The 25,425-nt window shown below is 65.5% G+C and carries 23 protein-coding genes; 9 read left to right on the top strand and 14 right to left on the bottom strand.

The window, feature by feature from the left end; all coding sequences use genetic code 11:
• The first annotated feature begins 290 nt into the window (after positions 1-290).
• A complete protein-coding gene (locus CT676_RS02980; protein ID WP_028149628.1) occupies positions 291-455 on the top strand; it encodes a Flp family type IVb pilin in 165 nt (54 codons plus the stop codon).
• Here the strand turns inward: CT676_RS02980 and CT676_RS02975 are convergent.
• Together CT676_RS02975 and CT676_RS02970 are read right to left on the bottom strand one after the other, a co-directional pair.
• On the bottom strand, positions 436-1,692 hold the full coding sequence (locus tag CT676_RS02975) for an MFS transporter (RefSeq protein ID WP_135213793.1): 1,257 nt from the start codon (positions 1,690-1,692) through the stop codon (positions 436-438). The genes CT676_RS02980 and CT676_RS02975 overlap by 20 nt on opposite strands.
• Positions 1,689-3,104 (bottom strand): amidase, encoded by a 1,416-nt coding sequence (locus tag CT676_RS02970; protein ID WP_135213792.1) that lies wholly within the window; start codon positions 3,102-3,104, stop codon positions 1,689-1,691. Before CT676_RS02970 ends, CT676_RS02975 begins: the two co-directional genes overlap by 4 nt.
• Before the next feature lie 139 nt (positions 3,105-3,243).
• On the opposite strand from CT676_RS02970, the gene CT676_RS02965 reads away from it, so the two are divergent.
• On the top strand, positions 3,244-3,837 hold the full coding sequence (locus CT676_RS02965) for a CGNR zinc finger domain-containing protein (protein WP_135213791.1): 594 nt from the start codon (positions 3,244-3,246) through the stop codon (positions 3,835-3,837).
• Positions 3,838-3,849: 12 nt separating this feature from the next.
• Here CT676_RS02965 and moaC read toward each other — a convergent pair whose 3' ends face one another.
• From moaC to CT676_RS02945, 4 genes are read right to left on the bottom strand one after another with little or no spacing between them, the layout of a single operon-like run.
• Complete coding sequence (moaC, locus tag CT676_RS02960) at positions 3,850-4,368, bottom strand: cyclic pyranopterin monophosphate synthase MoaC (protein ID WP_135213790.1); 519 nt, start codon at positions 4,366-4,368, stop codon at positions 3,850-3,852.
• 1 nt (position 4,369) lies between these two features.
• A complete protein-coding gene (gene trpC, locus CT676_RS02955) occupies positions 4,370-5,191 on the bottom strand; it encodes an indole-3-glycerol phosphate synthase TrpC (RefSeq protein WP_135213789.1) in 822 nt (273 codons plus the stop codon).
• A gap of 7 nt (positions 5,192-5,198) precedes the next feature.
• Positions 5,199-6,212: an anthranilate phosphoribosyltransferase gene (gene trpD, locus CT676_RS02950; protein WP_135213788.1), complete on the bottom strand. Its 1,014-nt coding sequence runs from the start codon at positions 6,210-6,212 to the stop codon at positions 5,199-5,201.
• A gap of 14 nt (positions 6,213-6,226) precedes the next feature.
• On the bottom strand, positions 6,227-8,125 hold the full coding sequence (locus CT676_RS02945) for a SurA N-terminal domain-containing protein (protein ID WP_135213787.1): 1,899 nt from the start codon (positions 8,123-8,125) through the stop codon (positions 6,227-6,229).
• A 222-nt stretch (positions 8,126-8,347) separates the two neighbouring features.
• On the opposite strand from CT676_RS02945, the gene tpiA reads away from it, so the two are divergent.
• From tpiA to CT676_RS02930, 3 genes are all read left to right on the top strand, one after another.
• Entirely contained in the window at positions 8,348-9,103 is a 756-nt protein-coding gene (gene tpiA / locus CT676_RS02940; protein ID WP_135213786.1) for a triose-phosphate isomerase, read from the top strand.
• Between the two features lie 140 nt (positions 9,104-9,243).
• Complete coding sequence (gene secG / locus CT676_RS02935; protein WP_063983061.1) at positions 9,244-9,630, top strand: preprotein translocase subunit SecG; 387 nt, start codon at positions 9,244-9,246, stop codon at positions 9,628-9,630.
• Positions 9,631-9,796: 166 nt separating this feature from the next.
• On the top strand, positions 9,797-11,428 hold the full coding sequence (locus CT676_RS02930; RefSeq protein ID WP_014494987.1) for a CTP synthase: 1,632 nt from the start codon (positions 9,797-9,799) through the stop codon (positions 11,426-11,428).
• 4 nt (positions 11,429-11,432) lie between these two features.
• Here the strand turns inward: CT676_RS02930 and CT676_RS02925 are convergent, their stop codons facing one another.
• The 3 genes from CT676_RS02925 to CT676_RS02915 form a co-directional block, all read right to left on the bottom strand.
• Entirely contained in the window at positions 11,433-12,095 is a 663-nt protein-coding gene (locus CT676_RS02925) for an rRNA adenine N-6-methyltransferase family protein (protein ID WP_167767912.1), read from the bottom strand.
• Between the two features lie 109 nt (positions 12,096-12,204).
• Positions 12,205-13,581, bottom strand: coding sequence for a HAMP domain-containing sensor histidine kinase (locus CT676_RS02920; protein ID WP_135213784.1), 1,377 nt, complete (start codon positions 13,579-13,581; stop codon positions 12,205-12,207).
• The gene (locus CT676_RS02915) at positions 13,578-14,252 is read right to left on the bottom strand and encodes a response regulator transcription factor (RefSeq protein WP_135213871.1); all 675 of its coding nucleotides are present in this window, start codon (positions 14,250-14,252) and stop codon (positions 13,578-13,580) included. Before CT676_RS02915 ends, CT676_RS02920 begins: the two co-directional genes overlap by 4 nt.
• Before the next feature lie 184 nt (positions 14,253-14,436).
• Here CT676_RS02915 and CT676_RS02910 point away from each other — a divergent pair, with 184 nt between their 5' ends.
• The 4 genes from CT676_RS02910 (at position 14,437) to CT676_RS02895 (ending at position 19,186) form a co-directional block, all read left to right on the top strand.
• Positions 14,437-14,763, top strand: coding sequence for an NIPSNAP family protein (locus CT676_RS02910; RefSeq protein WP_063983065.1), 327 nt, complete (start codon positions 14,437-14,439; stop codon positions 14,761-14,763).
• A 128-nt stretch (positions 14,764-14,891) separates the two neighbouring features.
• Entirely contained in the window at positions 14,892-15,743 is an 852-nt protein-coding gene (gene kdsA / locus CT676_RS02905; RefSeq protein WP_135213783.1) for a 3-deoxy-8-phosphooctulonate synthase, read from the top strand.
• Positions 15,743-16,954: an MFS transporter gene (locus CT676_RS02900; RefSeq protein ID WP_135213782.1), complete on the top strand. Its 1,212-nt coding sequence runs from the start codon at positions 15,743-15,745 to the stop codon at positions 16,952-16,954. The genes kdsA and CT676_RS02900 overlap by 1 nt, the downstream gene beginning before the upstream one ends.
• A gap of 138 nt (positions 16,955-17,092) precedes the next feature.
• The gene (locus CT676_RS02895) at positions 17,093-19,186 is read left to right on the top strand and encodes a HAMP domain-containing methyl-accepting chemotaxis protein (RefSeq protein ID WP_135213781.1); all 2,094 of its coding nucleotides are present in this window, start codon (positions 17,093-17,095) and stop codon (positions 19,184-19,186) included.
• A gap of 73 nt (positions 19,187-19,259) precedes the next feature.
• Here CT676_RS02895 and CT676_RS02890 read toward each other — a convergent pair whose 3' ends face one another.
• Genes CT676_RS02890 through CT676_RS02870 form a run of 5 tightly spaced genes read right to left on the bottom strand, consistent with a single transcriptional unit; the run spans position 19,260 to position 25,318 of the window.
• Positions 19,260-20,165: a CoA ester lyase gene (locus tag CT676_RS02890; protein WP_135213780.1), complete on the bottom strand. Its 906-nt coding sequence runs from the start codon at positions 20,163-20,165 to the stop codon at positions 19,260-19,262.
• Complete coding sequence (locus CT676_RS02885) at positions 20,162-21,424, bottom strand: CoA transferase (protein WP_028156065.1); 1,263 nt, start codon at positions 21,422-21,424, stop codon at positions 20,162-20,164. Before CT676_RS02885 ends, CT676_RS02890 begins: the two co-directional genes overlap by 4 nt.
• Positions 21,408-22,511 (bottom strand): ABC transporter ATP-binding protein, encoded by a 1,104-nt coding sequence (locus CT676_RS02880; RefSeq protein ID WP_135213779.1) that lies wholly within the window; start codon positions 22,509-22,511, stop codon positions 21,408-21,410. The genes CT676_RS02885 and CT676_RS02880 overlap by 17 nt, the downstream gene beginning before the upstream one ends.
• Positions 22,504-24,243 (bottom strand): iron ABC transporter permease, encoded by a 1,740-nt coding sequence (locus tag CT676_RS02875; RefSeq protein WP_135213778.1) that lies wholly within the window; start codon positions 24,241-24,243, stop codon positions 22,504-22,506. The genes CT676_RS02880 and CT676_RS02875 overlap by 8 nt, the downstream gene beginning before the upstream one ends.
• Positions 24,233-25,318, bottom strand: coding sequence for an extracellular solute-binding protein (locus tag CT676_RS02870; protein ID WP_244623048.1), 1,086 nt, complete (start codon positions 25,316-25,318; stop codon positions 24,233-24,235). The genes CT676_RS02875 and CT676_RS02870 overlap by 11 nt, the downstream gene beginning before the upstream one ends.
• Positions 25,319-25,425 lie beyond the last annotated feature (107 nt).

Raw genomic sequence — 25,425 nt, 5'->3', positions numbered from 1 at the left:
TCAGGATCGCTTCTTGATCCCGAGAACATCCATTGGTTTACGGAAACGATATGGAGGCGAAGTTAGGAAGCGCGGTTAATGCGACATGAACGGCCGCGCACAAAAGCAATCGATGCGCGCGACGCAGGACGTGCAGGAATTGCCGCAAGCTCTCGCGATGCCGGTCAATTCCTGCCGGTCGTGCCACGGTCAACCAAGGCTTAACCATCTAAGATGTTGGCGATCCTCGAGTCGGCATTGGCACGTGATTTGCGAACATGCCTGCCGACGACACAGAGAGGACACGAACGATGACAAACACCTTGAAGAACTTCCTGGCCGACGAGCGTGGTGCGACCGCGATCGAATACGGCCTGATTGCCGCCGGCATCGCGCTGGCCATCATTTCCGTCGTGAACGGCATGGGCTCCAAGCTTAACGCCAAATTCGGGTCGATCAGCTCTTCGCTGCGCTGATCGCGTGGGCTCCGCTGCGCGCCAGTATCGCCGCCACGATCAGCGCCGCGACGACGTTCGCGGCGGCGCTGATCAGGATCGGCAACGTATAGCTGTGGTTGACGTCATAGGCGAAGCCGGCCGCACTCGGACCAACCAGCGTGCCGAACGCCACGCTGGTGTAGAGAATACCGATGATTCCGCTGACGTTGCGTCCGCCAAAATAGTCCATGACCACCGCGGGCAGCACCGCGACCCAGCCGCCGTAGAACACGCCGTAGACGAAGGCAAAAGCGGCGAGGGTCCAGACATCGGCGGCGATGGCCCAGATCGCCATCGCGAACGCCATTCCGACCAGGACCATGATGAGCGAGCGATCGCGGCCCATCCGGTCGGCGAGCGCGCCGAGAAAGAAGCGGCCAGCGGTGCTGCCGGCCCCGATCACGCCGAGCAGCAGCACCGCAGAAGACGCCGCGACCCCGTGGTCGCGCGCGTAAGGCACGAGATGGACGAACGGGACGAAGGCGCCGAACGAGCAGACCAGACACGATGCGTAGAGGGCGATGAACCGCGTCGACCGGACGGCCTCGCGCACCGAAGCGCCGCCGGCATTGCTTGCGCCCGCGGCCTCGCGAGGCGGATCACCGTCGGGTCCGAGGCCGCGGTGCTTCGGATCGTTCTCGATCAGCAGCGACGCTCCGCCGCCCAGCACCAGCGCGATCGCGCCCAGCACCAGATAGGCGCCGCGCCAGCCCACCGATGCGATCAACAATGAGGCGAGCGGCGGCATCGCCAGCGTACCGAGCCCGATGCCGCTCACCGCGAGCCCGGAGGCGAAGCCGCGGCGCTTGACGAACCAGCGCTGCACCGCGCCGATCGCGGGAACATAGGCGCAGCCGAGGCCGAGGCCGACGCCCAGCCCGTAGGCGAGATAGACCTCGACAAGGGAACGTGCCGCGCTCGCGGCCGCAAGTCCGACCGCGATCAGGATCATGCCGGCTATGGCCAGCGGACGCGAGCCGAACCGGTCGGCGAGGGGACCGCTGACGAGTCCGAGCGCGAAGTACAGAAAGCCCGCAATCGAAAACACGAGCGAGATTGAACCGCGCGAGGCGCCGAAATCGCGCTGGAGCGGCTCCAGAAATGCGCTGAACGTGTAGGCGGAGCCGAAGCCGACAAACATGACGGCAAATGCCGCCGCGACGACGAACCAGCCATGGAAAATGCCTCGCTGAGCGAGCGTGGATTGAATGGTCAATGCTGCCTCCGCGAGGTGAGGGAAGGATGGCGACGGTGCCAGGACGTGGCACGCTGGAACGCCGCGCCGGCGCGCACGAGCATGGCCTCGCCGAGATGAGCGGCGACGAGCTGGAACGCGATCGGCAGTCCGTCTGCCGATGCACCACCCGGTAGCGTGATCGTGGGATGACCGGTCATGTCGAACGGACAGGTGTAGCGCTGCAGCTTCGCGATCAGATCCGGCTGCTCGCCGAGCGTCTGGATCATGGCGAGCGTCACCGGCGGGAACGGGTGTACCGGGATCAGCAGCAGGTCAATGGTCTCGAACAGCGCGGTGACGCGGCCGCGCAGCGCCAGCCGCCGCAGCAGGATCTTCTGATAATCGAGAGCGGACAGCGCGCGGCCGGCCTCGATCAGCGAGGCGAGCATCGGGCCGTACTCGTTCTTGCGGGCAGGATAGGTCGTCTCGTGCGCGACCGCAGCCTCCACCGCACAATTCGGTGTCCAGTCGGCAATCGCCTGCACTACGTCAGGAAATCTGACATCGACGATGTCGGCGCCTAGCGCGCGGAACGCGTCGATGGCGTCTGCCAGCACGTGCTGTGTCGTAACGTCCACGTCGTCGCTGTTCCAGGCGGCATCGACGCCGATCCGCAAGCCCCGCACGTCCTGTGCGGCCGCGGCCAGATAGTCGGGCACCGGATTGAACACCGAGGTGGGGTCGTTGGGGTCGTGTCCGGCAATGACGCCGAGCAGCGCGCCCGCATCGGCCGCGCTGCGGCCGATCGGTCCGACATGGTCGAGCGTCGCGGCCAGCTCGAAGGCGCCGTGTCGGCTGACGCGACCCCAGCTCGGCTTCAATCCGGTCAGCCCGTTGGCGGCGCAGGGCCAGCGGATCGAACCGCCGGTGTCGGAGCCGAGCGAGCCGAAGCAAAGCCCGGCAGCGGTTGCGACCGCCGAGCCACTGGACGAAATGCCCGGCCAGTAACTCGCATTCCACGGATTCTTCGGCGGCGTCACCAATGGATGGTGATCGGAATAGGCGCCCTCGGTGAGTTGCAGCTTGCCGAGTATCACGGCGCCTGCGTCCTTGAGCCGGCGCACGACGGTTGCGTCTTCGTGGGGACGAAAGTCGCGATGAAGCATGGTGCCGGCCGCCGTCGGAATGCCCTTGGTCCAGAACAGGTCCTTGAGCGCAATCGGCACGCCATGCAGCGGTCCGCGATACCGGCCCTGTGCGATTTCGGCGTCCGCGGCTTTTGCCTCTGCGATGGCGGTTTCCGCCATCACATGAACGTAGCTGCCGAGATCCCGGTCCATGGCGTCGATACGGTCGAGTTGCGCGCGCGTCACGTCCAGCGCGGAGATGTCGCGCGCCCTGAGGCGCGCTGCGAGCGCGGTGAGTTCGAGATAGTGCAGGGCATCGGCCATCGGCTCGGGGTCTCCGTTCTGGTGATCGCAATGGGCGCTCGATCCCGAAGGATTCGACACCAGTATAATTAGGATACAGGTGTCGCTTGCTGTCAACCAGTAAATCTGTTTTACTGGTGTTCCAATCTTTGGTGTTCCGATGTCGAAAGAGTCGCGCAAATTCCAGGTTCCCGACACGCTGGCGAACGTCTACGATTTCGCCAACACGCTCGATGTTCGCCACTTCATGCATTTCGGCGTGGAGCACCCGGAGAGCGATGAGCTCGGCGGGCCGAAGGAACTTGCGGACTGGATGCGGGAACGCGGCCTTGGCGCCGAGGGCGGGCGTGTCACGCCCGCGATGTTTGAGACCGCGCTACGACTGCGCGGCGCCTTGCGCGCCTATCTGCAATGCGAGCCCGCCGAGCGGTCCCGGAACAGGAGCGTTCTCGGCACGCTCAACGAGGCGCTCGCGCCGCTTCCGTTGCGGGTGGAGGCGCGCGCAGGCCGTGGCGCGATGCTGTCGGCAGCGCGCGAGGATGCGCTCGCAGGCCTGTCGGCCATCGCGATCGAGCTCCATGACGCGACGCTTGTGGGAACGCTGGACCGGCTGAAGATGTGTGCGTCGGAAGAATGCCGCCGGGTGTTCTTCGACCGCTCGAAACCATCGACGCGGCGGTGGTGCATGTCGACGCTGTGCGGCAACCGGATGAAGACGCGCGCCTATCGCGAGCGGCAGCGCGAGGCGAAATAGATCACGCGGCGCTCAGGCGCGGTAGTGGCCCGACTTGCCGCCGAGCTTCTCGACCAGATGGATGCCCTCGATGCGCACGCCGCGTTCGACCGCCTTGATCATGTCGTAGATGGTGAGGCAGGCGACCGACACCGCCGTGAGCGCCTCCATCTCGACGCCGGTCGGGCCCGTCACCTTCACGCTGGCGCGGACGAGGCAGCCTGGCAGTTTCGGGTCGGGCTCGATGTCGACCGTGACCTTCGACAGCGCGAGGGGATGACACAGCGGGATCAGCTCCGAGGTGCGTTTGGCGGCCATGATGCCGGCGATGCGCGCGGTGCCGAGCACGTCGCCTTTCTTGGCGTTGCCCGAGACGATGAGATCAAGGGTCGCCTTGGTCATGATGACGTGGCCTTCGGCGACCGCGAGCCGCTCGGTCGCGGGCTTGTCCGACACGTCCACCATCCGCGCCTCGCCGGAGGCGCCAATATGGGTGAGGGCAGGGCCGGCTTTCGCTTTGGATTGCCTGGCCTTGGCGGGCTTGCGCGCCATGTCAGCGCGTACCCGTCGCGCGCGGCGCGTTCTCGCGCGCGAGCAGCGTGCGCGTGGCGGCGGTCACGTCGGCCTGGCGCATCAGGCTCTCGCCGACCAGGAAGGTCGACATGCCGACGCGCTCAAGCCGGGCGAGATCGGCGGGCGTGAAGATGCCACTCTCGCCCACCATCAGCCGTTCCGCAGGGATCAGCGGCGCCAGCGTCTCGCTGGTCGCGAGCGTGGTCTCAAAGGTGCGCAAATTGCGGTTGTTGACGCCGATCATCGGCGAACGCAGCTTCAGCGCGCGGTCGAGCTCGGCGCGGTCGTGGATTTCGATCAGTACGTCCATGCCGTAGGTGAGGGCGGCGTCCTCGAGATCTTTGGCTGTGGCATCGTCGAGCGCGGCCATGATGATCAGGATGCAGTCGGCGCCGTGCGCGCGCGCCTCAATCACCTGATAGGTGTCGAACATGAAATCCTTGCGCAGCACCGGGAGCGACGTCGCCGCGCGCGCCGCCACCATGAAGTCGAGATGGCCCTGGAACGAGGGTGTGTCGGTCAGGACCGACAGACAGGCCGCACCGCCGGCCTCATAGGCCTTGGCGAGCAGCGGCGGATCGAAATCGGCACGGATCAGCCCCTTCGACGGCGAGGCCTTCTTGACCTCGGCAATCAGCGCGTAGTCGCCATTGGCGTGCTTGGCCTTGATCGCGCGGACGAAGCCGCGTGGGGCTCCCTGCGCCTTGGCCTTGGCCTCGACTTCCGAGAGCGGCTGCGCGCGCTTGGCGGCTGCGATCTCTTCGCGCTTGTAGGCTTCGATCTTGGTCAGGATGTCCGACATGTCAGGCTCAGCCGTTCGAGACCGCGATCAGATGCTTCAGCCGCGCGCTCGCCGCGCCGCTGTCGAGCGACTTCGCGCCGATCGCAACGCCCTCCTTGAGGTCCTTGGCGCGGCCGGCCACGACCAGCGCGGCGGCGGCGTTGATCAGCGCGACGTCACGATAGGGGCTCGGCTTGCCGTCGAGCACGCTTTGCAAGGCGATCGCATTGGCGTCGGCGTCGCCGCCCCTGAGCGCACCGGGATCGCAGCGCGGCAGGCCGGCGTCCTCCGGCGTCACCTCGAAATTCCGGATCTCGCCATTGTGGAGCGCGGAGACGAAGGTCGGGCCGGTGAGGGTGATCTCGTCGAGACCGTCGGAGCCATGCACCACCCAGGCGGATTCCGAGCCGAGGTTTTTCAGCACCTGCGCAAGCGGCTGCACCCATTGCCGCGAGAACACGCCGACCATCTGGCGCTTGACGCCGGCCGGGTTCGACAAGGGGCCGAGCAGATTGAAGATCGTGCGTGTCGCAAGCTCGACCCGGGTCGGGCCGACGTTCTTCATCGCCGGATGGTGGGCAGGGGCGAACATGAAGCCGATGCCGCATTCGCGCACACAGCGGCCGACCTGCTCGGGCCTGAGGTCGATCTTCACGCCGAGCGACGCCAGCACGTCGGCGGCGCCCGAGCGCGACGACAGCGCACGGTTGCCGTGCTTGGCCACCGGCAGGCCGGTGCCCGAGACGATGAAGGATGAGCAGGTCGAGACGTTGACCGAGCCGGAGCCGTCACCACCGGTGCCGACAATGTCGACGGCGTCCGCGGGCGCGTCGACCGTGAGCATCTTGGAGCGCATCGCCGAGACCGCGCCGGTGATTTCGTCCACGGTCTCGCCGCGCACCCGCAGCGCCATCAGCAGGCCACCCATCTGCGAGGGCGTGGCCTCGCCGGACATCATGGCGTCGAAGGCGGAAGCCGCTTCGTCACGCGACAGGCTGGCGCCGGTCGCCACTTTTCCAATGATCGATTTCAGGTCGTCCATCGCGTGCTTTCAACTCACTGGTTCGCGCCGGTCACCTGCGCGAAGGCGGCCTGATTAATGGTGGTCCCGATGTCGGTTTCAAGCTTGTTGACGTAGGAGGCGACCTGCTCGTCGGTCAGCGCGCGGTCGAGGCTGTCCTTCAGCTTCTTCACCGCGTCGGACGCGGCGTCGACCGCGGGTTCGACGATGTCGGTGACGCGGAAGACGATTACCTCGCTGCCGCCGCTCACGGCGGTCTGTCCGACCCCGTCCTTGGCGGTGCGGAAGGCGGCCGCAACGACGTTGGCGGGCACGCCGGCGGGCGAGTCGTCGCGCTTGAAGCCGGAGGCGGTCTCGACCTTGGCGTTGATCGCGGCGGCCTCGTCAGCGAGCTTGCCGCCCTGTTCGAGCTTCTGCACCATCTCGGTCGCCTTGGTCTTCAGCTTGGCGGCGATCTGGTCCTGGCGCCAGCGCGCCTCGACCTGGTCGCGGACCTCGTCGAGATTGCGGTCGCGCGAGGGCGTGATGGCGAGCACGTCGTACCAGACATAGCCGCCCTTGAACGAGATCGCGTCGTTGTCGACGCCGACATCGGTGTTGAAGGCCTGCGACACCACGTCGAGGCCCTGCGGGATGCTGGTGACGGGCTGGCCGTTCGGGGTACGGCCGGAGCGGTCGACGGCGTCGATGGTCACGGCCGTGAGGCCGAGCTTCTGCGCCGCATCGATCACGCTGGCGCCGCCGCCGCGCTCGTCTTCCATCTTGTCGCGGAGATCGTTGACCTTGACGCGGGCGCGCTCGGTGGCGATCTCGCGCTTGATGTCGCCGACAAGGCTGGCGTAGTTCGCTTCACTGCCCGGCTCGATCTTGTCGACCTTGACGATGGACGTGCCGAGACGGCCCTGGATCGGCTGGCTGATCTCGCCCGCGGGAAGCGCGAAGGCGGCATCGCCGACCGCGGGGTCGAGCGACGATTTGGTCACGAGCCCGAGGTCGACATCGGAGCTGCTCAGCCCGCGCTCCTTGCCGAGGTCCTCGAACGACATTCCGCCGGCGAGGCGCTCGCGTGCGGCCTGCGCCTCGGCGACGTTGGGGAATACGATCTGATGGATCTGGCGCTTCTCCGGCGTGCCGAGCCGGTCCTTGCGCTGGTCGAACACCTTCTTGGCGTCCTCGTCGGAGACCTCGCTCCATTTGCCGATCTCTTCCGGCGAGACCACGACGAAGGAAATCTTGCGATATTCGGGCGCGCGGAACTGGACCTTGTGATCCTCGAAATAGGCGGCGAGGGCTTCGGGCGAGGGAGCGTCGATGGTGCCAGCCTGCGCGGCGTCGAGCCTGACGAATTCGATCGCTCGCTGCTCGTTCTGGAAGCGCGTCAGTACGTCGATCATGGCCTTCGGCGGTTCGAGGCCGGCACCGATCGTGCCGGTGATCTGCCGGCGCAGTGACACCTTGCGCTGCTCGGAGACGTAGCGCTGCTCGGTATAGCCGAAATTGCGGATCACGGCCTGGAAGCGGTTCGGATCGAAGCTGCCGCCGACGCCCTTGAAGTTGGGGTCGTTCATGATGACCTGGCGGATCTGTTCGTCGGACTGGCCGAGCCCGAGCCGGCGGGCTTCTTCGTCGAGGGCGGCTTCCGCGATCGTCTGCTGAAGCACCTGGCGGTCGAGGCCGAAGGCACGCGCCTGGTCAGGCGTCAGCGGGCGGCCGAACTGGCGGCTGATCTGTTGCAGCCGGTCGGTATAGGTCTGCCGGAACTCGTTCAACGAAATCTCGGTGCTGCCGACCTTGGCCACCGTCGACTGCCCGAAGCCTTTGAAGATATCGGCGATGCCCCAAACGCCGAAACTGATGATCAACACGCCCATCACCACGGCCATAATGGACTTGCCGAGCCAGTTTGATGAGGCCTTGCGCATTCCTCGAAGCATTTGGTCCAACTTGTTTGGCAGGAGGGGAACGGGAGCGCGTCTTAATGCAGATTCCGCAAAAGCGCGTCACCAAATTGATCAATCATCATAAAGTGGCGGCTTTCCCCCCGCAACCTCGGGCCACGCGGTCCCTCGACGCTGCGGTTAAAAGCCTTAGCTCTCTGGAACTGCCGCGACAGCTCTGCTAGCGCATGCACAAACCTCATTTTGCTGGAAATTGACATGACCGACGCCATCCGACCGCTGATCGCCGGCAATTGGAAAATGAACGGCCTCAAGGGCTCGGCTGCCGAATTCGACGCCATGCTCAAAGGCGCGGCAGAGGTGGCCGCCAAGGCCGACCTGCTGGTCTGCCCGCCCGCGACCCTGATCGCGGCCTTCGCCGACAAGGCGCGCGGCAGCAAGGTCGCGGTGGGGGCGCAGGATTGCCACCCCAAGGCCTCCGGCGCCAATACCGGCGATATCGCTGCCGAAATGCTGGCCGATGCCGGTGCGACCGCCATCATCGTCGGCCATTCCGAGCGTCGCGCCGACCACGGCGAGGGCGATGCCCTGATCCGGCAGAAGGCCGAGGCCGCCTGGCGCGCCGGCGTCACCGCGATCGTCTGCATCGGTGAGACGCAAGGCCAGCGCGATGCCGGCCAGACACTGGACATCCTGCGCGGCCAGCTCGGCGGCTCGCTGCCGGACGGCTCGACCGCCGCCAACTTGGTCGTGGCCTATGAGCCGGTCTGGGCGATCGGCACCGGCCTGACCCCGACGGCCCAGGATGTCGAGCAGATTCATGGCTTTATCCGGGAACTCCTGACCTCCCGGTTCAGGGCGGACGGGGCCAGGATGCGGATCCTCTATGGCGGCTCGGTCAAGCCGTCGAACGCGGCCGAGCTGATGTCCATGAAAAACGTCAACGGCGCGCTGGTCGGCGGCGCCAGCCTGAAGGCGGCCGATTTCCTTGCGATTGCGAAGGGCTGCCCCTAGCTAATCTCAAAGCGCGGCCGTGGCCGATCGGGGGGTGGCAATGCCTCTTCTGATCGTGTAACACCGCGCAACTTCAGGAAAACCCGCGAAGCGCGATCGGCCGCCGTCTCGGCGCTGTCGGCTTGTGACGGAAGGACACTATGCAGACTGTTGTCATCGTCATTCACCTCATGATCGTCGCCGTCATGATCGGCGCCGTCCTGCTCCAGAAGTCGGAAGGCGGCGGCCTCGGCATGGGCGGGGGCGCGGGCTTCATGTCCAGCCGCGGCACCGCGAACCTTTTGACGCGGACCACCGCGATCCTGGCTGGGGGCTTCTTCCTCACCAGCCTGTTCCTGTCCTGGCATGCCGGCTACAACCGGGCGCCTTCGTCGATCATCGGCGCGCCGGCGTCCCAGACCCAGCCGGCCGGAGGCGCCCCGATCGCGCCGCCGACCTCGGGCGGCATCCTGGATTCGCTGAAGAAGGCCGACGAACAGCAGCAGAACCAGGCGCCAGCCGGCCCGCAGGTGCCGCGCTCGCAATAAAGCAGGGGGGCCATGCAGGGCGGCTTCTACCGTCCTGCATCAAAAATCCCCATCAAGGCTCTGTCACCACTCTTAGTTTTGGCTCACCCACAGGCCCGCAAATTATTTGGGGCGGAATACGAATCGCTTTGGCGAATCGAATTCGAGGGATTAGAGGTTAAGTCCCATGGCGCGGTACATATTCATCACCGGCGGCGTGGTCTCTTCGCTCGGCAAGGGTCTGGCTTCAGCGGCACTGGGTGCCCTGTTGCAAGCCCGGGGCTACAAGGTCCGCCTCCGCAAGCTCGACCCCTATCTCAACCTCGATCCCGGAACGATGTCGCCGTATCAGCACGGCGAAGTGTTCGTGACCGATGACGGCGCGGAGACCGATCTCGATCTCGGTCACTACGAGCGCTTCACCGGCCGGCCTGCGACCAAGCAGGACAACATCACCACTGGGCGCATCTACCAGGACATCATCTCCAAGGAGCGGCGCGGCGATTATCTCGGTGCGACGATCCAGGTGGTTCCGCACGTCACCAACGCCATCAAGGAATTCGTCCTCTCCGGCAATGACGATTACGACTTCGTGCTGGTCGAGATCGGCGGCACCGTCGGCGACATCGAGGGTCTGCCTTTCTTCGAGGCGATTCGTCAGCTCAAGAACGAGCTGCCGCGCGATCATGCCGTCTACATCCATCTGACGCTGCTGCCTTACATCCCGAGTGCGGGCGAGCTGAAGACCAAGCCGACGCAGCACTCGGTGAAGGAGCTGCGCTCGATCGGCATCCAGCCGGACATCCTGCTCTGCCGCACCGACCGCGAGATCCCGAAGGAAGAGCGGCGCAAGCTCGGGCTGTTCTGCAACGTGCGCGAAAGCGCCGTGATCGAGGCGCGCGACGTCGACAACATCTACGCCGTGCCCGAGGCCTATCACAATGCGGGCCTGGACGACGAAGTGCTCGCCGCCTTCGGCATCGGCTCGCGGATTCCGCCGGAGCTGCGAAGCTGGCAGCAGATCAACGAGCGCGTCCGCAATCCCGAAGGCAACGTCACCATCGCCATCGTCGGCAAATATACCGGCATGAAGGATGCGTATAAGTCGCTGATCGAGGCGCTCTCGCATGGCGGCATCGCCAACAAGGTGAAGGTCAATCTCGACTGGATCGAGAGCGAGATCTTCGAGAAGGAAGATCCCGCGCCGTTCCTCGAACACGTCAACGGCATCCTGGTGCCGGGCGGCTTCGGCCAGCGCGGCGCCGAAGGCAAGATCCGCGCGGCGCAGTTCGCGCGTGAGCGCGACGTGCCGTATTTCGGCATCTGCTTCGGCATGCAGATGGCGGTGATCGAAGCCGCACGAAACCTCGTCGGCATCGAGGACGCCAACTCCACCGAGTTCGGCCCGACCAAGGAGCCGCTGGTCGGCCTGATGACAGAATGGCTGCGCGGCAACGAGCTCGAGAAGCGCTCCAAGGCCGGCGATCTCGGCGGCACGATGCGTCTCGGCGCCTATCCCGCGGCGCTCAATCGCGGCAGCCGCGTCTCGCAGGTCTATGGCGGCGCGACCGAGATTTCCGAGCGCCACCGCCACCGCTACGAGGTCAACACCGCCTACAAGGACCGCCTCGAGCAGCATGGGCTGAAATTCTCCGGCCTATCGCCCGACGGCGTGCTGCCGGAGATCGTCGAGTACGAGGATCATCCCTGGTTCATCGGCGTCCAGTTCCACCCCGAGCTGAAGTCGCGGCCTTTTGAGCCTCATCCTCTCTTCGCCTCGTTCATTCAGGCGGCGATGGTGCAGTCGCGGCTGGTGTGATGCCTCAGGGCGCGGCGGTGTAGTCGCGCACGAGGTGCATCGGCGCCGGCGCGACCGGCATTGAGGCATCAGGCGCAAGCGTTTCCGTGACGATCTTCATCTGCGGCCGTCGCGTCAGCTTGTAGACGGCGGCCGGCGGCATGTTCAGCAAGGCGCGATCCACCAGCTTTGCCCGCAAGCCCAGCCGGTCGAGCACCGGCCGCGGCACGGGGCAGCTCATCCCGTAGGTGAACTGATAGAACGCGCCTCCCGGGCGGACGTAACGGAACGCGCCGCCGATGATGGAGACGACCTTGCGCGTCGACATATTGAGCAGCGGCAGGCCGCTGACCACGGCGCCGACCGGCGCGCCGTCATAGAGCCGCTCCGTCGTGAGCCGTCCTGCATCCATCCACAACACGCGCGCGCCGGGAAAACGGATTTGCAGGAGCTTGGTGAAGTCCGAACCGTATTCGATCAGCGTGAGGTCCTGCTGGCGCACGCCGCGCTTCAGAAGCTTGTAGGTGAAAGCGCCGGTGCCGGGGCCGAGCTCGAGGATCGGGCCGGTCGTTGCGGTGATCTCGCGGGTGATGAGATCGGCTAGGGCAGCGCCCGAAGGCGCGATCGCGCCGACCCGCCGCGGGGCCGACATCCAGGACAGGAAGAATGAGAGGAAATCGTTGGGCATGCGCACTCCGGCATTTCGATTGCGCCTCGCAAATAAGAGGTGAGGCGGTCGAAGAGTCGCCTGAGCGCATTGCGACAGCATTGCGCTTGAGACGCAGAGACGAATTGAATCAGCCCTGTTGCAGGGGCGGCAGCGTCATCCTGAAGCACGCACCGCCGTTCGGTCCGTCCAGGACCGAAACGTGACCGCCATGGAGGAGCATGATCTCGTGCACCATGTTGAGGCCGAGGCCGGCGCCGCGATCGAGCGGCGTGAGCCGGTAGAACGGCTCGAAGATCAGCTCGCGCTGATCGGCCGGAATGCCCGCGCCCTCGTCGGTGACCTCGATGCTGGCGGGACGGCTGACGCGAATGACGATCGTGCCGCGGCGAGGGCCGTGCTGGATGGCATTCTGCACGAGGTTGGTCAGCGCGCGTTCGAGCGCGGCCGCGTCGCCGAGTACGTCGATCCGCGCCGCCGGTGCGTCGAAGGACAGCTCATAGCCAGCCGCGATCGCCAGTGGTGCGAGGTCGGCGGCAACGCCTTGCGCGACGGAGACCAGGTCGACCGACACGAATGGATGCCCGCAACGGTCGAGCCGCTGGATATCCAGCAATTGCTCGGCAAGTGTCGCGAGCCGCGCCGCATCCTCGATCAGGCGGGTCTTGTCCGGTCCCGACGGCAGCGATTCCAGCCGCGTGTTCAGGATCGCGATCGGCGTGCGCAGCTCGTGCGCGGCGTCGGCAACGAAGCGTTTGTGGCGGGCGTAACCCTGATCGAGCCGCGCGAGAGCGTCATTGACCGCGGCCACGAGCGGCACCACCTCGAGCGGAATCTGCTCCACCGACAGCCGCGCGCCGCGCTGATGGATATCGATCCGCCGGGCCTGGTCTGCGGTCGCGTCCAATCCTCTGAAAGCGCGCTGCACGACCATCGGCGTCGCGATGAACGTCGCGGTCCCCATCAACAGCAGGCCGGGGAGCGCGATGCCCAGCAACACGAGCGACGTCGTGAACACCGCCTTGGCGCCGCTGAGCTTCCCCTGCGTCGCCGTGATGACCTGCACGTTGCCGGCGGCCGTGTCGATGCGTTTCAACCGCGCCGCCGGCTTGCGTGGATCGTCCTCGAAGAGCTGCCAGCCGAGCCGCGCCTGGCTGATCTGGTCGAGGGCGCCGCCGATCCCGGCGAATTCGGCCGGCACGGAGCCTTCACTGAGCGAATTCCCCTGTCTGTCGCGAACCAGCAACCAGAGGTCGGGGGTCTCCTCGCGCAAGGCTTTCAGCTCCGCCGTCGGCCGCAGCGTCAGGCCGCCGGCTGCGTCGCGCGCGAGCGCGCTCTGCACGACGTCGATCACGCGGTCTTCGTCCCGTTGGACCAGCACGAAGCCTGTAGCGCACAGCGCGCCGATGATGACGACGACCAAAGCGACGAACAGCGCGGCCTGGAGCGAAAGCAGGCGCCAGCTCAGCCGAGAGCGCAGGCAATATGGGTCGGCGTGCCTGCTCACGGCAGTTTCTTCAGAAGATAGCCGACGCCGCGGATGCCGTGGATCTCCACGTACGCGTCGGCTTCGGCAAGCTTGCGGCGCAGTCGCGAGACATGCGTATCGAGTGCGTTCGACTGGATCTCGTCGTCGAAACTGTAGACCGCTTCCTCCAGCGCCGATCGCAGCACGGTCCGGCCCATACGGCGGACCAGGGCTTCCAGCACGAGGAGCTCCCGCCGAGGCAGTTCGAGCGGAGCCCCGTCGACGCTCGCCTCGCGATGGCCGAAGTCGAAGGCGAGGCGGCCGGCGCGAATGATGTCGGGCTGAACCCCGGCGGGCCGGCGCAACACCGCGCGCAGGCGCGCCAGCAATTCCTCCACCGCGAATGGTTTTGCCAGATAATCATCCGCCCCGCTGTCGAGCCCGGCGACGCGATCGGCGAGCTCGCCGCGTGCCGTCAACACGATGATCGGCACACCGTCGGCGCGCGCTCTCAGTTTCGGAATCAGGGCAAGACCGTCGCCGTCGGGCAGCTGGCGATCGAGCAGCACGGCGGCGTGCACGTCGGCGGAAATGGCCTCTTCGGCCTCGGCAAGCGTTGGCACGTGATCGACGATCATGTCGTACCGCTTGAGCGCCGAGGCCAGCGCCCCGGCCATCTCCGCTTCATCCTCGACGAGCAAAATCCGCATGATCCGCACCTGAGCCTCAACCGAAGCGTTGTAGCGGCAGTATCATTGCGGCAGCATTACGGGAACCGGGTGCGATCGGGGCCGGCAAGCCATGCGCCAGACGCCGCGGGCGGTATCGGGCGGGGCCGAAGACACCGTCACGGCCAGCCGTTATAACCCCCGACGTCATCAGGGAGGAACCAGAATGATCTATGAAATGCGCATCTACCGTTGCGTGCCCGGCCGCCTGCCGGCGCTCCTGAAGCGGTTCGAGACGGTCACGCTGAAGCTCTGGGAGAAGCACGGCATCAAGCAGGCCGGGTTCTTCACCACGCTGATCGGCGAATCCAACCAGGAGCTGACCTATTTCCTGGCGTGGGATTCGCTCGCCGACCGCGAAGCGAAGTGGGGCAAGTTCATGACCGACCCGGACTGGATGAAGGCGCGTGCCGAGAGCGAAGCGGACGGCCAGATCGTCGGCAACATCGTCAGCCAGCTCCTGACGCCGACCGCCTTCTCGGCGGTGAAGTAAGGGGCCGCCGGCGCAAGGGCCTCGCACGGAACCCCGGCGCAACCCTGATATTCGGGTGGCCCGGGGCGAATGGGGTTGATCCGACCCTGATGGCGGCTATGGTCGCGCCGAAACGAGGGACATTGGCCTTGAGCTCTTCGAATTCAGCGGCGCCGGTCGTCACCATTGGCACAGTCAGGTTCGGCAACGATCTGCCGATCTCGATCATTGCCGGGCCGTGCCAGCTCGAAAGCCGCCAGCATGCGCTGGAGGTGGCCTCTGCGCTGAGGGAGATCGCCGCGCGGCTGAAGATCGGGCTCGTCTACAAGACCTCGTTCGACAAGGCCAACCGCACCAGCGCGTCGGCGGCACGCGGTCTCGGGCTCGCACAGTCGCTGCCGATCTTCGCCGAGATACGCGCCTCTCTCGGCTTGCCGGTCCTGACCGACGTGCATGACGCCGCGCAGTGCGCCGAGGTGGCGCAAGCCGTGGACATCCTCCAGATCCCGGCCTTCCTGTGCCGGCAGACCGATCTGCTGCTGGCGGCTGCCGCGACGGGCAAGGTCGTCAACGTCAAGAAGGGGCAATTCCTCGCGCCCTGGGACATGGCCAATGTCGTGACCAAGATCACGACCGCAAGCAATCCCAACGTGCTCGTCACCGAGCGCGGCGCCTCGTTCGGCTACAACACACTGGTCTCCGACATGCGCGCGCTGCCGATCCTGGCGCGCACCACCGGCGCGCCCGTGATCTTCGACGCCACCCATTCAGTGCAGCAGCCGGGCGGGAAGGGGACGTCCTCGGGCGGCGAGCGTGAATTCGTGCCGGTGCTGGCCCGTGCAGCCGTCGCGGTCGGCGTTGCCGGCGTCTTCATCGAGACCCATCCCGACCCTGATCGCGCGCCATCGGACGGGCCCAACATGGTGCCGCTGCGCGAGTTCGAAGGGCTGATCCGCACGCTGATGGCATTCGACGCGGTGACGAAAAGCACAACGCGCTGATGTCCCCGCCTGCGACCGGGCCGTCGTCCGACCAGAAGTTTCCGCCCGCGATCAATATCATCGCGCTCGCTAGCTTCTCGGCGGCGTTATCCACGCGCGCGCTCGATCCCGTCCTGCCGCATGTCGCGGAAGATTTTTCGATCAGTATCACGACGGCCGCCAGCATCGCGGCCGGCTACGCCTTGATCTACGCGCTGGTTCAGCCGGTGATCGGAGCGGCTGCCGATCTGTTCGGCAAGGCGCGGTTGATGACGCTGTGCCTGGCGCTGCTTGGCGTCTCCTGCATTCTTGGCGCGGTCGCGACCACCTTCTCGGGCCTGTTCGCGAGCCGCATCCTCGCCGGGATCGCCTCCGGTGGCGTGTTTCCGGTCGCCCTCGGCCTGACCGCCGACCTCGTTGCACCCGCCAAGCGGCAGGTCGCGATCGGCCGCACGCTTGCAGGTTCGATGACCGGCAATCTGCTCGGTGCGACCGCCTCCGGCATCATCGGTGAACTCATCGGCTGGCGCGGTGTGCTCATGATGCTCGGCGCGCTCGGCCTGATCGCGGCCGTTGCGGTGGCCGCGGGCTTTCGCGGTGCCGCGCTGACGGCGCCGCCGAAGACGGATATGAAGGCCTTGCGGCAGGGCTACCGGACCATCTTCGCCAACCCCAACACGCGCTACTGCTACTCGGCGGTCTTCGTCGAGGGCTGCTGCGTATTCGGCCTGTTTCCGTTCATCGCCGCGCTGCTGTTCGATCTCGGCGAGAAGTCGCCGTCGATCGCGGGCATCGTGATCGCGGGCTTTGCGATCGGCGGACTGTTCTACACTTTCACGGTCTCACGCTTCCTGCCGTGGCTCGGCGTCAGGGGCATGATGATTGCGGGCGCGGGCCTCGTCGGACTGCAGCTCGGCGTGCTCGCCTTCGGTCCCGCATGGAAGCTGCAATTCGCCAGCATGCTGGCGATGGGCTGGGGGTTCTACATGATCCACGGCTGCCTGCAGGTGTTTGCCAGCGAGCTGTCGATCGGGGCGCGGGCGACGGCGATGTCGCTGCATTCGTTCTTCTTCTTCATGGGGCAGACCGTTGGCCCGATCGCCTATGGGCTTGGCCTCCAGCACGGTGGCAAGGTCTCGACCCTGCTCACGAGCGCCGCGATCATGGTGGCGCTTGGTCTCGTCTGCGCCCGGCTGCTCAAGCAGCGGGCACCCTCGGACGCACGGGTCTGAGGGGAGTATCGAACTACCGGTTTCCGTATTTTCCCGGAAGAGATTGGTAGCCAAAGCCGTTCAATCTTAAACCAAATCTCATCGTTCGCTCCGTAGATTGCCCGCGAACCGCGTCTTGGCGGCAATATGGATCAGTCGATGCAAAAGCAGCGTTCGGTCGCCCGCATCCTCGGGGCGGTGGTTGGATCTCTCGGTCTCGTCCTCGTCGTCATCTGCGCCTATGCGCTGAAGCTCGCGGTCACCCGCTACTCGGACAGCAACCGCATCGTCTCGCTCGCGGTCGCCAGCCGCGACCTGACCAATACGCTCGTGATTTTCCGCCTGGAGCGCGGTGACACGCTGAGCTATCTGGCGTCGGCTGCCCCCGCGCCCGACAGCGTCATGAGCAGTCTCGCCGACCAGCGAGCCACGGTGCAGAAGAATTACGCGCAGGCCTTGCAGAGCCTCGCCTCTGCTGAAGCGCCCGGTCTTGCCGAAAAGCTCGACAAGCTCCGCGGCATCTGGGCGCAGCTCGAGGAGCTGCGGCCGCGCGCGGTCACTGCGCTGAAGCAGGAGAAGGCGGCGCGCGACGCGAACCTGCAACCGAGCTGGGCCAAGATCAGCGACGCCTATATGGATGCGATCGGCGACGTCACCGCCCATGTCGACAACGCGATGACGCTGATCGATCCCGTGGTCGATCGCCTCTTGATCGCCAAGCAGGCCTCCTGGCAGGCCCGCGCCAACGCAGGTCAGACCATTCTCGTCCAGTTCTCCTCGATCCTCGCCAACAAGACCTGGACCGCCGCCGATGGCGTAACCTTCGCCGATCTGCGCGGCCGCATCCAGCAGTCCTGGGTGGTCGTGCGCGATCTCAGCCCGAATGTGGCCTCGCCCGAGCTGTTGCAGGCGATCCGTAACGCCGAGCCGGAAATCTCCGGCGCGCTCAGCGACGAACGCAATGCCATTGCGACCAAGCTGCTCGCCGGCGAGCCCGCCGGCGTCGCAGGCATCGACTACCGCGATCGTCAGCTTGTCGGCGCCAACAATGTTGTCATCGTCACGCAAACCGCGCTCGCCAACATGATCTCGCGGGCCGAAGACGGCGCCTCGCGCGCCCGCGTCAGCCTGATCCTGTTCGGCCTGCTGGTGCCGGCCTCGCTGGCGCTGACCATCGGCGGGCTGACGCTGATGCGCAACCGCGTCACCCGGCCGCTGACCGCGATCACCGGTGTCATGACCCGTTTCGCGGCGCATGATTTCGCCGGCGAGGTGCCGGGCCTCGGCCGCAATGACGAGATCGGCCGCATGGCCGCGGCGCTCCAGGTGTTCAAGGAAGCCATGATCAACGCCGAGCGCCTGTCCGGCGACCAGGCCGCCGAGCGCGTCGACAAGGAGAAGCGTGCATCCGAATTGTCCAGCCTCGTGCGGCAATTCGAGAGCCGCATCGGCCAGATGGTACAGACGTTGTCGAGCGCCTCGGGCGAGCTGGAGACGACCGCGCGCTCGATGTCGGGCACGGCAGCCGAGGCCCAGACCCAGGCCGGCTCGGCCTCGACGCTCGCCGACCAGGTCGGCGGCGGCGTGCAGACCGTGGCGGCTGCGGCGGAGGAGCTCAACGCCTCGATCCGCGAGATCAACCGTCAGGTCGAGCAGGCGACGCGCGCCACCGAGCAGGCGGTTGTCACCGTCAAGGAAACCGACAGCACCATGCGCGCGCTTGCCGACGGCGCCGATCGCATCGGCGAGGTCATCGGCCTCATCACCTCGATCGCCGGCCAGACCAACCTGCTGGCGCTGAACGCGACGATCGAGGCAGCCCGAGCCGGCGAGTCCGGTAGAGGTTTTGCGGTGGTGGCGAGCGAGGTGAAGAACCTGGCCTCCCAGACGGCGAAGGCGACCGAAGAGATCAGCGCCCAGATCACGGAGATCCAGGGGGCGACGCAGAAGGCGGTCTCGGCGATCGACGGCATCGTCAAGACCATCGAGGAGGTCTCGAGCATCAACCGCGTCATCGCCGCCGCCATCGAGGAGCAGAACAAGGCCACCGCCGAGATCGCAAACACCGTGCAGCACACGGCGGAAGCGACCTCGACCGTCACCCGCAACATCGCAACCGTGTCGTCAGCGGCGAACGAGACCGGCCGCGCCGCTTCCGGCGTGTTGAAGGCCGCCGCCAACCTGTCGAGCCAGTCGACCTCGCTGACGTCGGAGGTCGACGGCTTCATCAGCAAGGTGAGGGCGGTGGCGTAATGGCTGCCGCGCGCTCTATCGAATGTCCTTGGCCCCCAGAGACGGCGCTTCGCGCCGCGCTGGGGTGGCACAATCAACGAGGGCGATGCGCGCGGGCGGCGATTGCTTGCGCGCGTTCGAGCAGCGCTTCGGCGCGCTGCACGATCGGAATATCAATCATCTTGCCGTCGATGGCGAAGGATGCGCGGCCCTCGGCAGCCGCCTGCTTGTTGAGCGCAACGACGCGCTCGGCGTCCGCTACCTCCTTGGCGGAGGGGCTGAAACCCTCGTTCAGGATCGGCACCAGCGACGGATGGATACAGGCAGAGCCCACGAAGCCAAAGTCCGCAGAGCGCCTGACGATCCTTGTGTATCCTTCCAGATCGGAGAAATCGGCGACTGAGCCGATGGTGCCGAGCGGCATGATGCCGGCGGCGCGGGCTGCCTGCACGACCTGTTGCTTCGGCATCAACAGGGTTTCTTCCGTCGGCTTGGCGCCGATGGCGGTGGCATAATCTTCCGCACCCAGTGAAATGCCGGCCAGCCGCGGGATCGATCGCGCGATCTCGTGAGCCCTAGAGAGAGGACCGGGCGCCTCGATCAGGCCGACAAACCAGATATTGCCGATGGGCAATCCGCGCTCGATCTCCAGTCTGGTCACCATCTCGTCGAGCAGGCGCAGATGCTCGGCGCCTTCGACCTTGGTGATCTTGATCGCGTCCACGCCGGCGATGACAGCCGCTTCCAGATCGGGCACCGCCAATTCGAGCGGCTGGTTGATCCGCACCATGACATCCGAACTTCCGGTGTCGCGAAAGCGCTTCACGATGCCCGGGATCAGCTTTCGAGCGTTGGCCTTTTCAGCCAGCGGCACGCTGTCCTCGAGATCGATGATCAGCGCGTCCGCGCCGCGCTCGACGGCCTTGACCACGAACCGCTCGACGTTCGCGGGTACGAACAGCGCAGAGCGCCAGACCGGGAATTTTCGTTCAACTGTCATGTGCTGGTTTCCTTCACAACGCCCGAGGCGAGGGCGGCATCGATGTCGTCAGGGCTGAGGCCGGCTTCGGCCAGGATGGTGCGGCTGTGCTGCCCGAGGCGTGGCGCAGGCGTCCGGATGCTTCCGGGCGTCTCGGACAGGCGAACCGGGACGGCGTGCATCGGGAACGTTCCCATGTCCTCGTCGGGATAGTCGGCCAGCAGTCCCCGGGCCTGCACGTGGCGATCGTTCATCAAGCGGACGGTGTCGTTGACCGGACCGATCGTGACCTCGGCCGCCTCGAAGAAGGCGACGTTGTCGTCGACCGTTCGTGTCGCGATGAAATCGCCGATGATCTTGTCGAGTTCGGCGACATGGACGAGCCTCTGCTCGTTGGTCTTGAACTTTGGATCCTCGCAGAGCTCCGGGCGGCCGATCGAACGCAGCACCCGCATCGCCATGCCTTGCGTGGATGCCGACAGGCAAACCCAGCCGCCATCGAGCGTGCGGTAGACATTGCGCGGTACCGAGCCGCTCGAGCGGCTCCCGCTGCGCGGTTTGACCACGCCGGTCAAACGGTAATTTGCCGCCTGAGGCCCGAGCGAGTTGACGATCGGGTCGAGCAGCGGCAGGTCGATCACCTGTCCCTTTCCGCCGTTGATCTCGACCTCCCGAAGGGCCGCCATCGCGGCGAACGCTCCGGTGAGACCGGACAGGGCATCGGCCAGATACATAGGCGGCAATACCGGCTCTCGATCGGGGAAGCCGTTCATCTCGGCGAAGCCCGAAAAGCCTTCCACCAATGTCCCGAAGCCGGGCCGGCGATGATAGGGGCCGGTCTGCCCCCATCCCGATATGCGAACGATCACAAGCTTGGGCTCCAGCCGCAGCAGTTCCTCCGGCGAGAGCCCCATCTGCTCGAGCGTGCCGGGACGGAAACTCTCGACCAGCATCGCGGCGCCGGGAATCATCTTGCGGATCAGCGGCACCGCTTCGTCGTGACGGAATTCCAGGCAGATGCTGCGCTTGTTGCGCGAATGGATCTTCCAGTTGGTTTCGACACCCTTGGTGCGCCAGCCGCGCAGCGTATCGCCTTCGCGCGGCTCGACCTTGATAACGTCGGCGCCGAAGTCGGCGAGATGCTGGGTGAGCAGATTGCCTGCGACCAGCCTCGAGAGGTCGATGACGCGGAGCCCTGTCAGCGGGCCGCGGACACCGGGGGTGTAGTCGGCCTGATGCAGTCCGCTTTCGGGAGAGGTGGCGTCAGTGGGATTTGCCATGGTTCCGTTCTGTAAACAGGATGCCGCCGGTGACAGGCAGCCACAGGCGCAACTGGCGGTCAGTCATTGCCTCCTGGGTTTCGATGCGGATCTGATTTCCGCCGACGCTCAATCCGATTTGCCATCGGCCGCCAACATAGGAATGGCTGACCACGTCGGCTTCAACGATCGAACCTCCGATCGCCTGATCGTTGGCCGCCGCCAGGCGCATCTGCTCGGGGCGATAGGCAAACGTGACCTTGTCGCCCAGGGATGGACGTTTGTCGGACTTGATCAGAACGCGCTGACCATCGGCGAGACTGACCAGTGTCTGTCCATCGCCGTCGGGCGCCCCGACCACGTCGCCGTTGAGGAAATTGGTCGTTCCGATGAAGTCGGCGACGAAACTGTCTGCCGGCCGCGTGTAGATCTCTTGGGGCGAGCCGATCTGGCTGATGCGGCCGCCATTCATGACCACGATGCGGTCGGACAGAGCCAGCGCTTCGACCTGGTCGTGTGTCACGTAGATCGTCGTCAGGCCGAGGCGCGTGCGCAGTTCGGCAAGCCAGGTCCGGGCGCGATCGCGCAGCTTTGCGTCGAGATTCGACAGGGGCTCGTCGAGCAGGAGGATTTCGGGCTGGTAGACCAACGTTCGCGCGAGCGCGACACGCTGCTGCTGGCCGCCCGAGAGCTGATGCGGATAGCGGTCCTGAAAGCGCTCCATCTCGACGAGAGCGAGACTCTCCTCGACGCGGCGCTTGCAGTCGGCGGTCGATACCTTGCGCAGCTTGAGCGGAAACACGACGTTGTCATAGACCGTCATGTGTGGCCACAAAGCGTAGCTCTGGAACACGAGCCCGCAATGGCGCGCTTCCGGCGGCAGGAAGATTCCCTTTTCTCTGTCGAAATAGGTCTTGTTGCCGACGCGGATGCGTCCGCTCGTCGGCTGATCCAGTCCGGCAATGGCGCCGAGCGTTGTTGACTTGCCGCACCCTGACGGCCCCAGCAGCGTGACGAACTCGCCATCGGCAACGTGGATGTTGACGTCGTCGATCGCTTTGACCGGTCCGTACCGCTTGTGCAGGTTCTCGATCAGCAACTCAGCCATAAAGCTTCACTCCGAGAAAAGCGCGCGCCGCCGTGACACAGACGCCGATCACCAGGATCTGGATGGTCGCCAGCGCGGACACCAGACCGACCTCGCCCTGCGTCCATGCCTGGAGCAGCGTGGTCCCGATCACTTCGCTGCCGGGAGCGAACAGGAAGATCGCGGTCGTGTATTCCTTGAAGAACGTGATGAAGAGGATGATGAAGCAGGCTACCAGCGCCGGGCGCAGCAAGGGCAAAACGATGCGCCGGCTCGTCGTCCACCAGTCCGCGCCCTGCGTACGGGCGGCGCGATCGAAATCCGGGCTCATCTGCAACAACATCGGAGCAACCGCACCGAGCCCCACAGGAATGAAGTGCATCGTGAAGGCGGCAACCAGAATCCAGATCGTGTTTCGGAGGCCGCCCAGGCCAGGCACGAGCGCAAACGCGTAGAAGAAACCGATGCCGGCGACGACGCCGGGCACGGCACGGGGAAACAGCGCGACGTAGTGTAGCGCGCCACGCCAGCGGAAGTCGGACCGCAGCACGATGATGGCGATCAGGGCGACCATCGCAGTGGCGACGACGCCACCGACCGAACTGACGATCAGCGAGTTCCAGATCGAACGCGGGTAGACCGGGTATTCGAGCATGTTGGCGAAGTTGCCGAGCGTCAGCACCTCGCTGATCGGCACCATCGGCGACAGCAGGCTCGTGAAGGCGCGCAGCAGCAGCGCGCCGATCGGCATCACGACAGTTGCGGTGATGTAGATCGCCGAGACGATGCAAAGCGGCCAGCGCAGGTTGTTCAGGCGGAAAGGGCGCGGTCGCGTGGCCTTGCCGCCGAGCGTGACGAAGCGCCTTGTATTGCCGAGCAGGCGTCCTTGTAGCCACACCAACACGCAGACGACGGCAAGCATCAGCACGGCAGCCGTTGCCACCAGCCCGTGATCGGGGCGGGCCGACGCCACGCCGTTGTTGTAGAGGAACGTGGTCAGCACAGTGATGCCGGCGGGATCTCCGAACACCAGCGGAATCGCGAGGAGCTCCAGTCCCACAGTGAAGTTCAGCACGGCACTATAGGCGATCGCCGGCATGAGGAGCGGCAGCGTGATCCGCCACAAGGTCCTCAAGGTGCCGGCGCCGGTCACGCGCGCGGCTTCCTCCAAAGTCGGATCGGTGATCGAGGCCGACGACATGCAGTAGATGTAGGCGACCGGTGCTTGCGAGACGCCCGCGATCATCGCCATGCCCGGCAGCGAGTAGAGATTCCAGGGCGCGCCGTCGAAGATCGACTGAACCAGAAGCGTGAGGTAGCCGGCCGGTCCGTAGATTGTGTACCAGCCGAACGACAGTACCAGCGCCGAGAGATAGATCGGCCACAGGAAGAGCTCGCCAAACAACCGCGCAAACGGCATGTCGGTGCGGCCGAACAGCACCGCCGCCAGCGTGCCCAGCGTCTGCGAAATCACGGTGGTGAGGGTGGCGAACACGAACGTGTTCCAGATGACGAGCGCGAAGCCGTCGGTGCGAAGCAGGCGCCCGAAATTGCCCAGCGTCAGTTGCTGGCCGGAATCGTAGAGCGCACGATCCAGGAAGGATTGATAGAGAACGGGCAGGAGAGGCGCTGCGATCAGGACAATTGTCAGCAGCGCCATTCCGTACTGGATGACGGTATCGCGGCCGGGCAGCGGCTTCGGCAAGGCGTCCGCGGCCGATGACCCCAGTGCGCTGCTTGCGTCAAGCGACATTGAAGGTCTTTTTCCAGCGCGCGAGGAAGCTGTCGTAGTCCCGCACCGCGTCCCGATCGTAGCCGATGTAGCAGATGTTCTGCTCGCCGACGGCTTCCACGATCGACGAGTAGGTGTGGCGGATTCCGTCGCCCGGCTTCACACCGGGGCGTGCCGGCGTCAGGCCGCCCCGTCCGAATGCGCGCTGACCGTCCTCCGAGACGACGTAGTCGAGCATCAGTTTTGCTGCGTTGACGTTCTTCGATCCCTTCGGAATCGCGATGCCACGCAGCACGACCGGCTGACCGTCTCCGATGAAGCTCCAGCCGAGGATCTTTGCCCGCGCCGGATCGTTCAGGCGCGGCCAGAAGGTGATGGCCGAAACGAAGAAGCCCATGGTGTATTCGCCGGAGGTGACCTTCTCGGTCATTGGGCCGCCGGAGCGCTCGAATCGGGGCGAGAGCTTTGCAAGTTGGGCGAACCAGTCCCAGGCCTTTTCGCCGTGCTGCTTCACGAACGCGTAGCTGATGCCGTAGCCGAAAGTTGTTTGATGCACGCCGTAGCTGGTGATGCGGTTGCGCCAGGTCTTCTCGTTTGCGACCGCAAGCTCGACGAACTCGGCAAGTGTCTTGGGACGCTTGCCGTCGGCCACCAGCGTGTTGTTCCAGATCAGCGCCATGGGGTCGGACGAGACGGTGTAGACGCCGGGAAACGGCTTTGACCAATCCGGCCAGGCCTTCGCTTCAGGCGATAGGTAGTCGAGGACTTCACCGCGCTCCTGGAAATCGATCCATCCGCCCGGATCGGCCGTCGCGATGAGGTCGCAGGTGCGGCTGTTGGTGCTCCGCTCGGCCAGATATCGCTCGAAGCTCTCGCGGGAGGCGGGGAGATCCAGGGTCTCGACCTTGATCTTCGGGTAGAGCTTGTTGAAGCCCTCGATCACGGGACGCCAGTTTTCCGGCGACATAATCGAGTAAATGAGGAGGCTGCCCTCGTTATGGGCGTCGTCGATGATCTTCTGATAGTTCTCGGGATACCCGTTCGGCGCCGCCTGGGCCGTGCCCCGGAGTCCCATCGTGGCGCCGAGAACCGACATCACCATTAAGCTTCTACGATCGATGCCCGACATCTACTGTTCCTCCGGCCGCCGCGATTTGTTATGCACATTTATTGGCGCCAATTTGTGCGCAATAGTTGCCGTGA

It is taken from the genome of Bradyrhizobium sp. MOS001, from assembly GCF_004634465.1.
In the GTDB taxonomy this organism is placed as follows: Bacteria; Pseudomonadota; Alphaproteobacteria; order Rhizobiales; family Xanthobacteraceae; genus Bradyrhizobium; species Bradyrhizobium barranii.
Note: the sequence above shows the minus strand (reverse complement) of the source record. Positions and strands in the feature narration are given on the sequence as shown.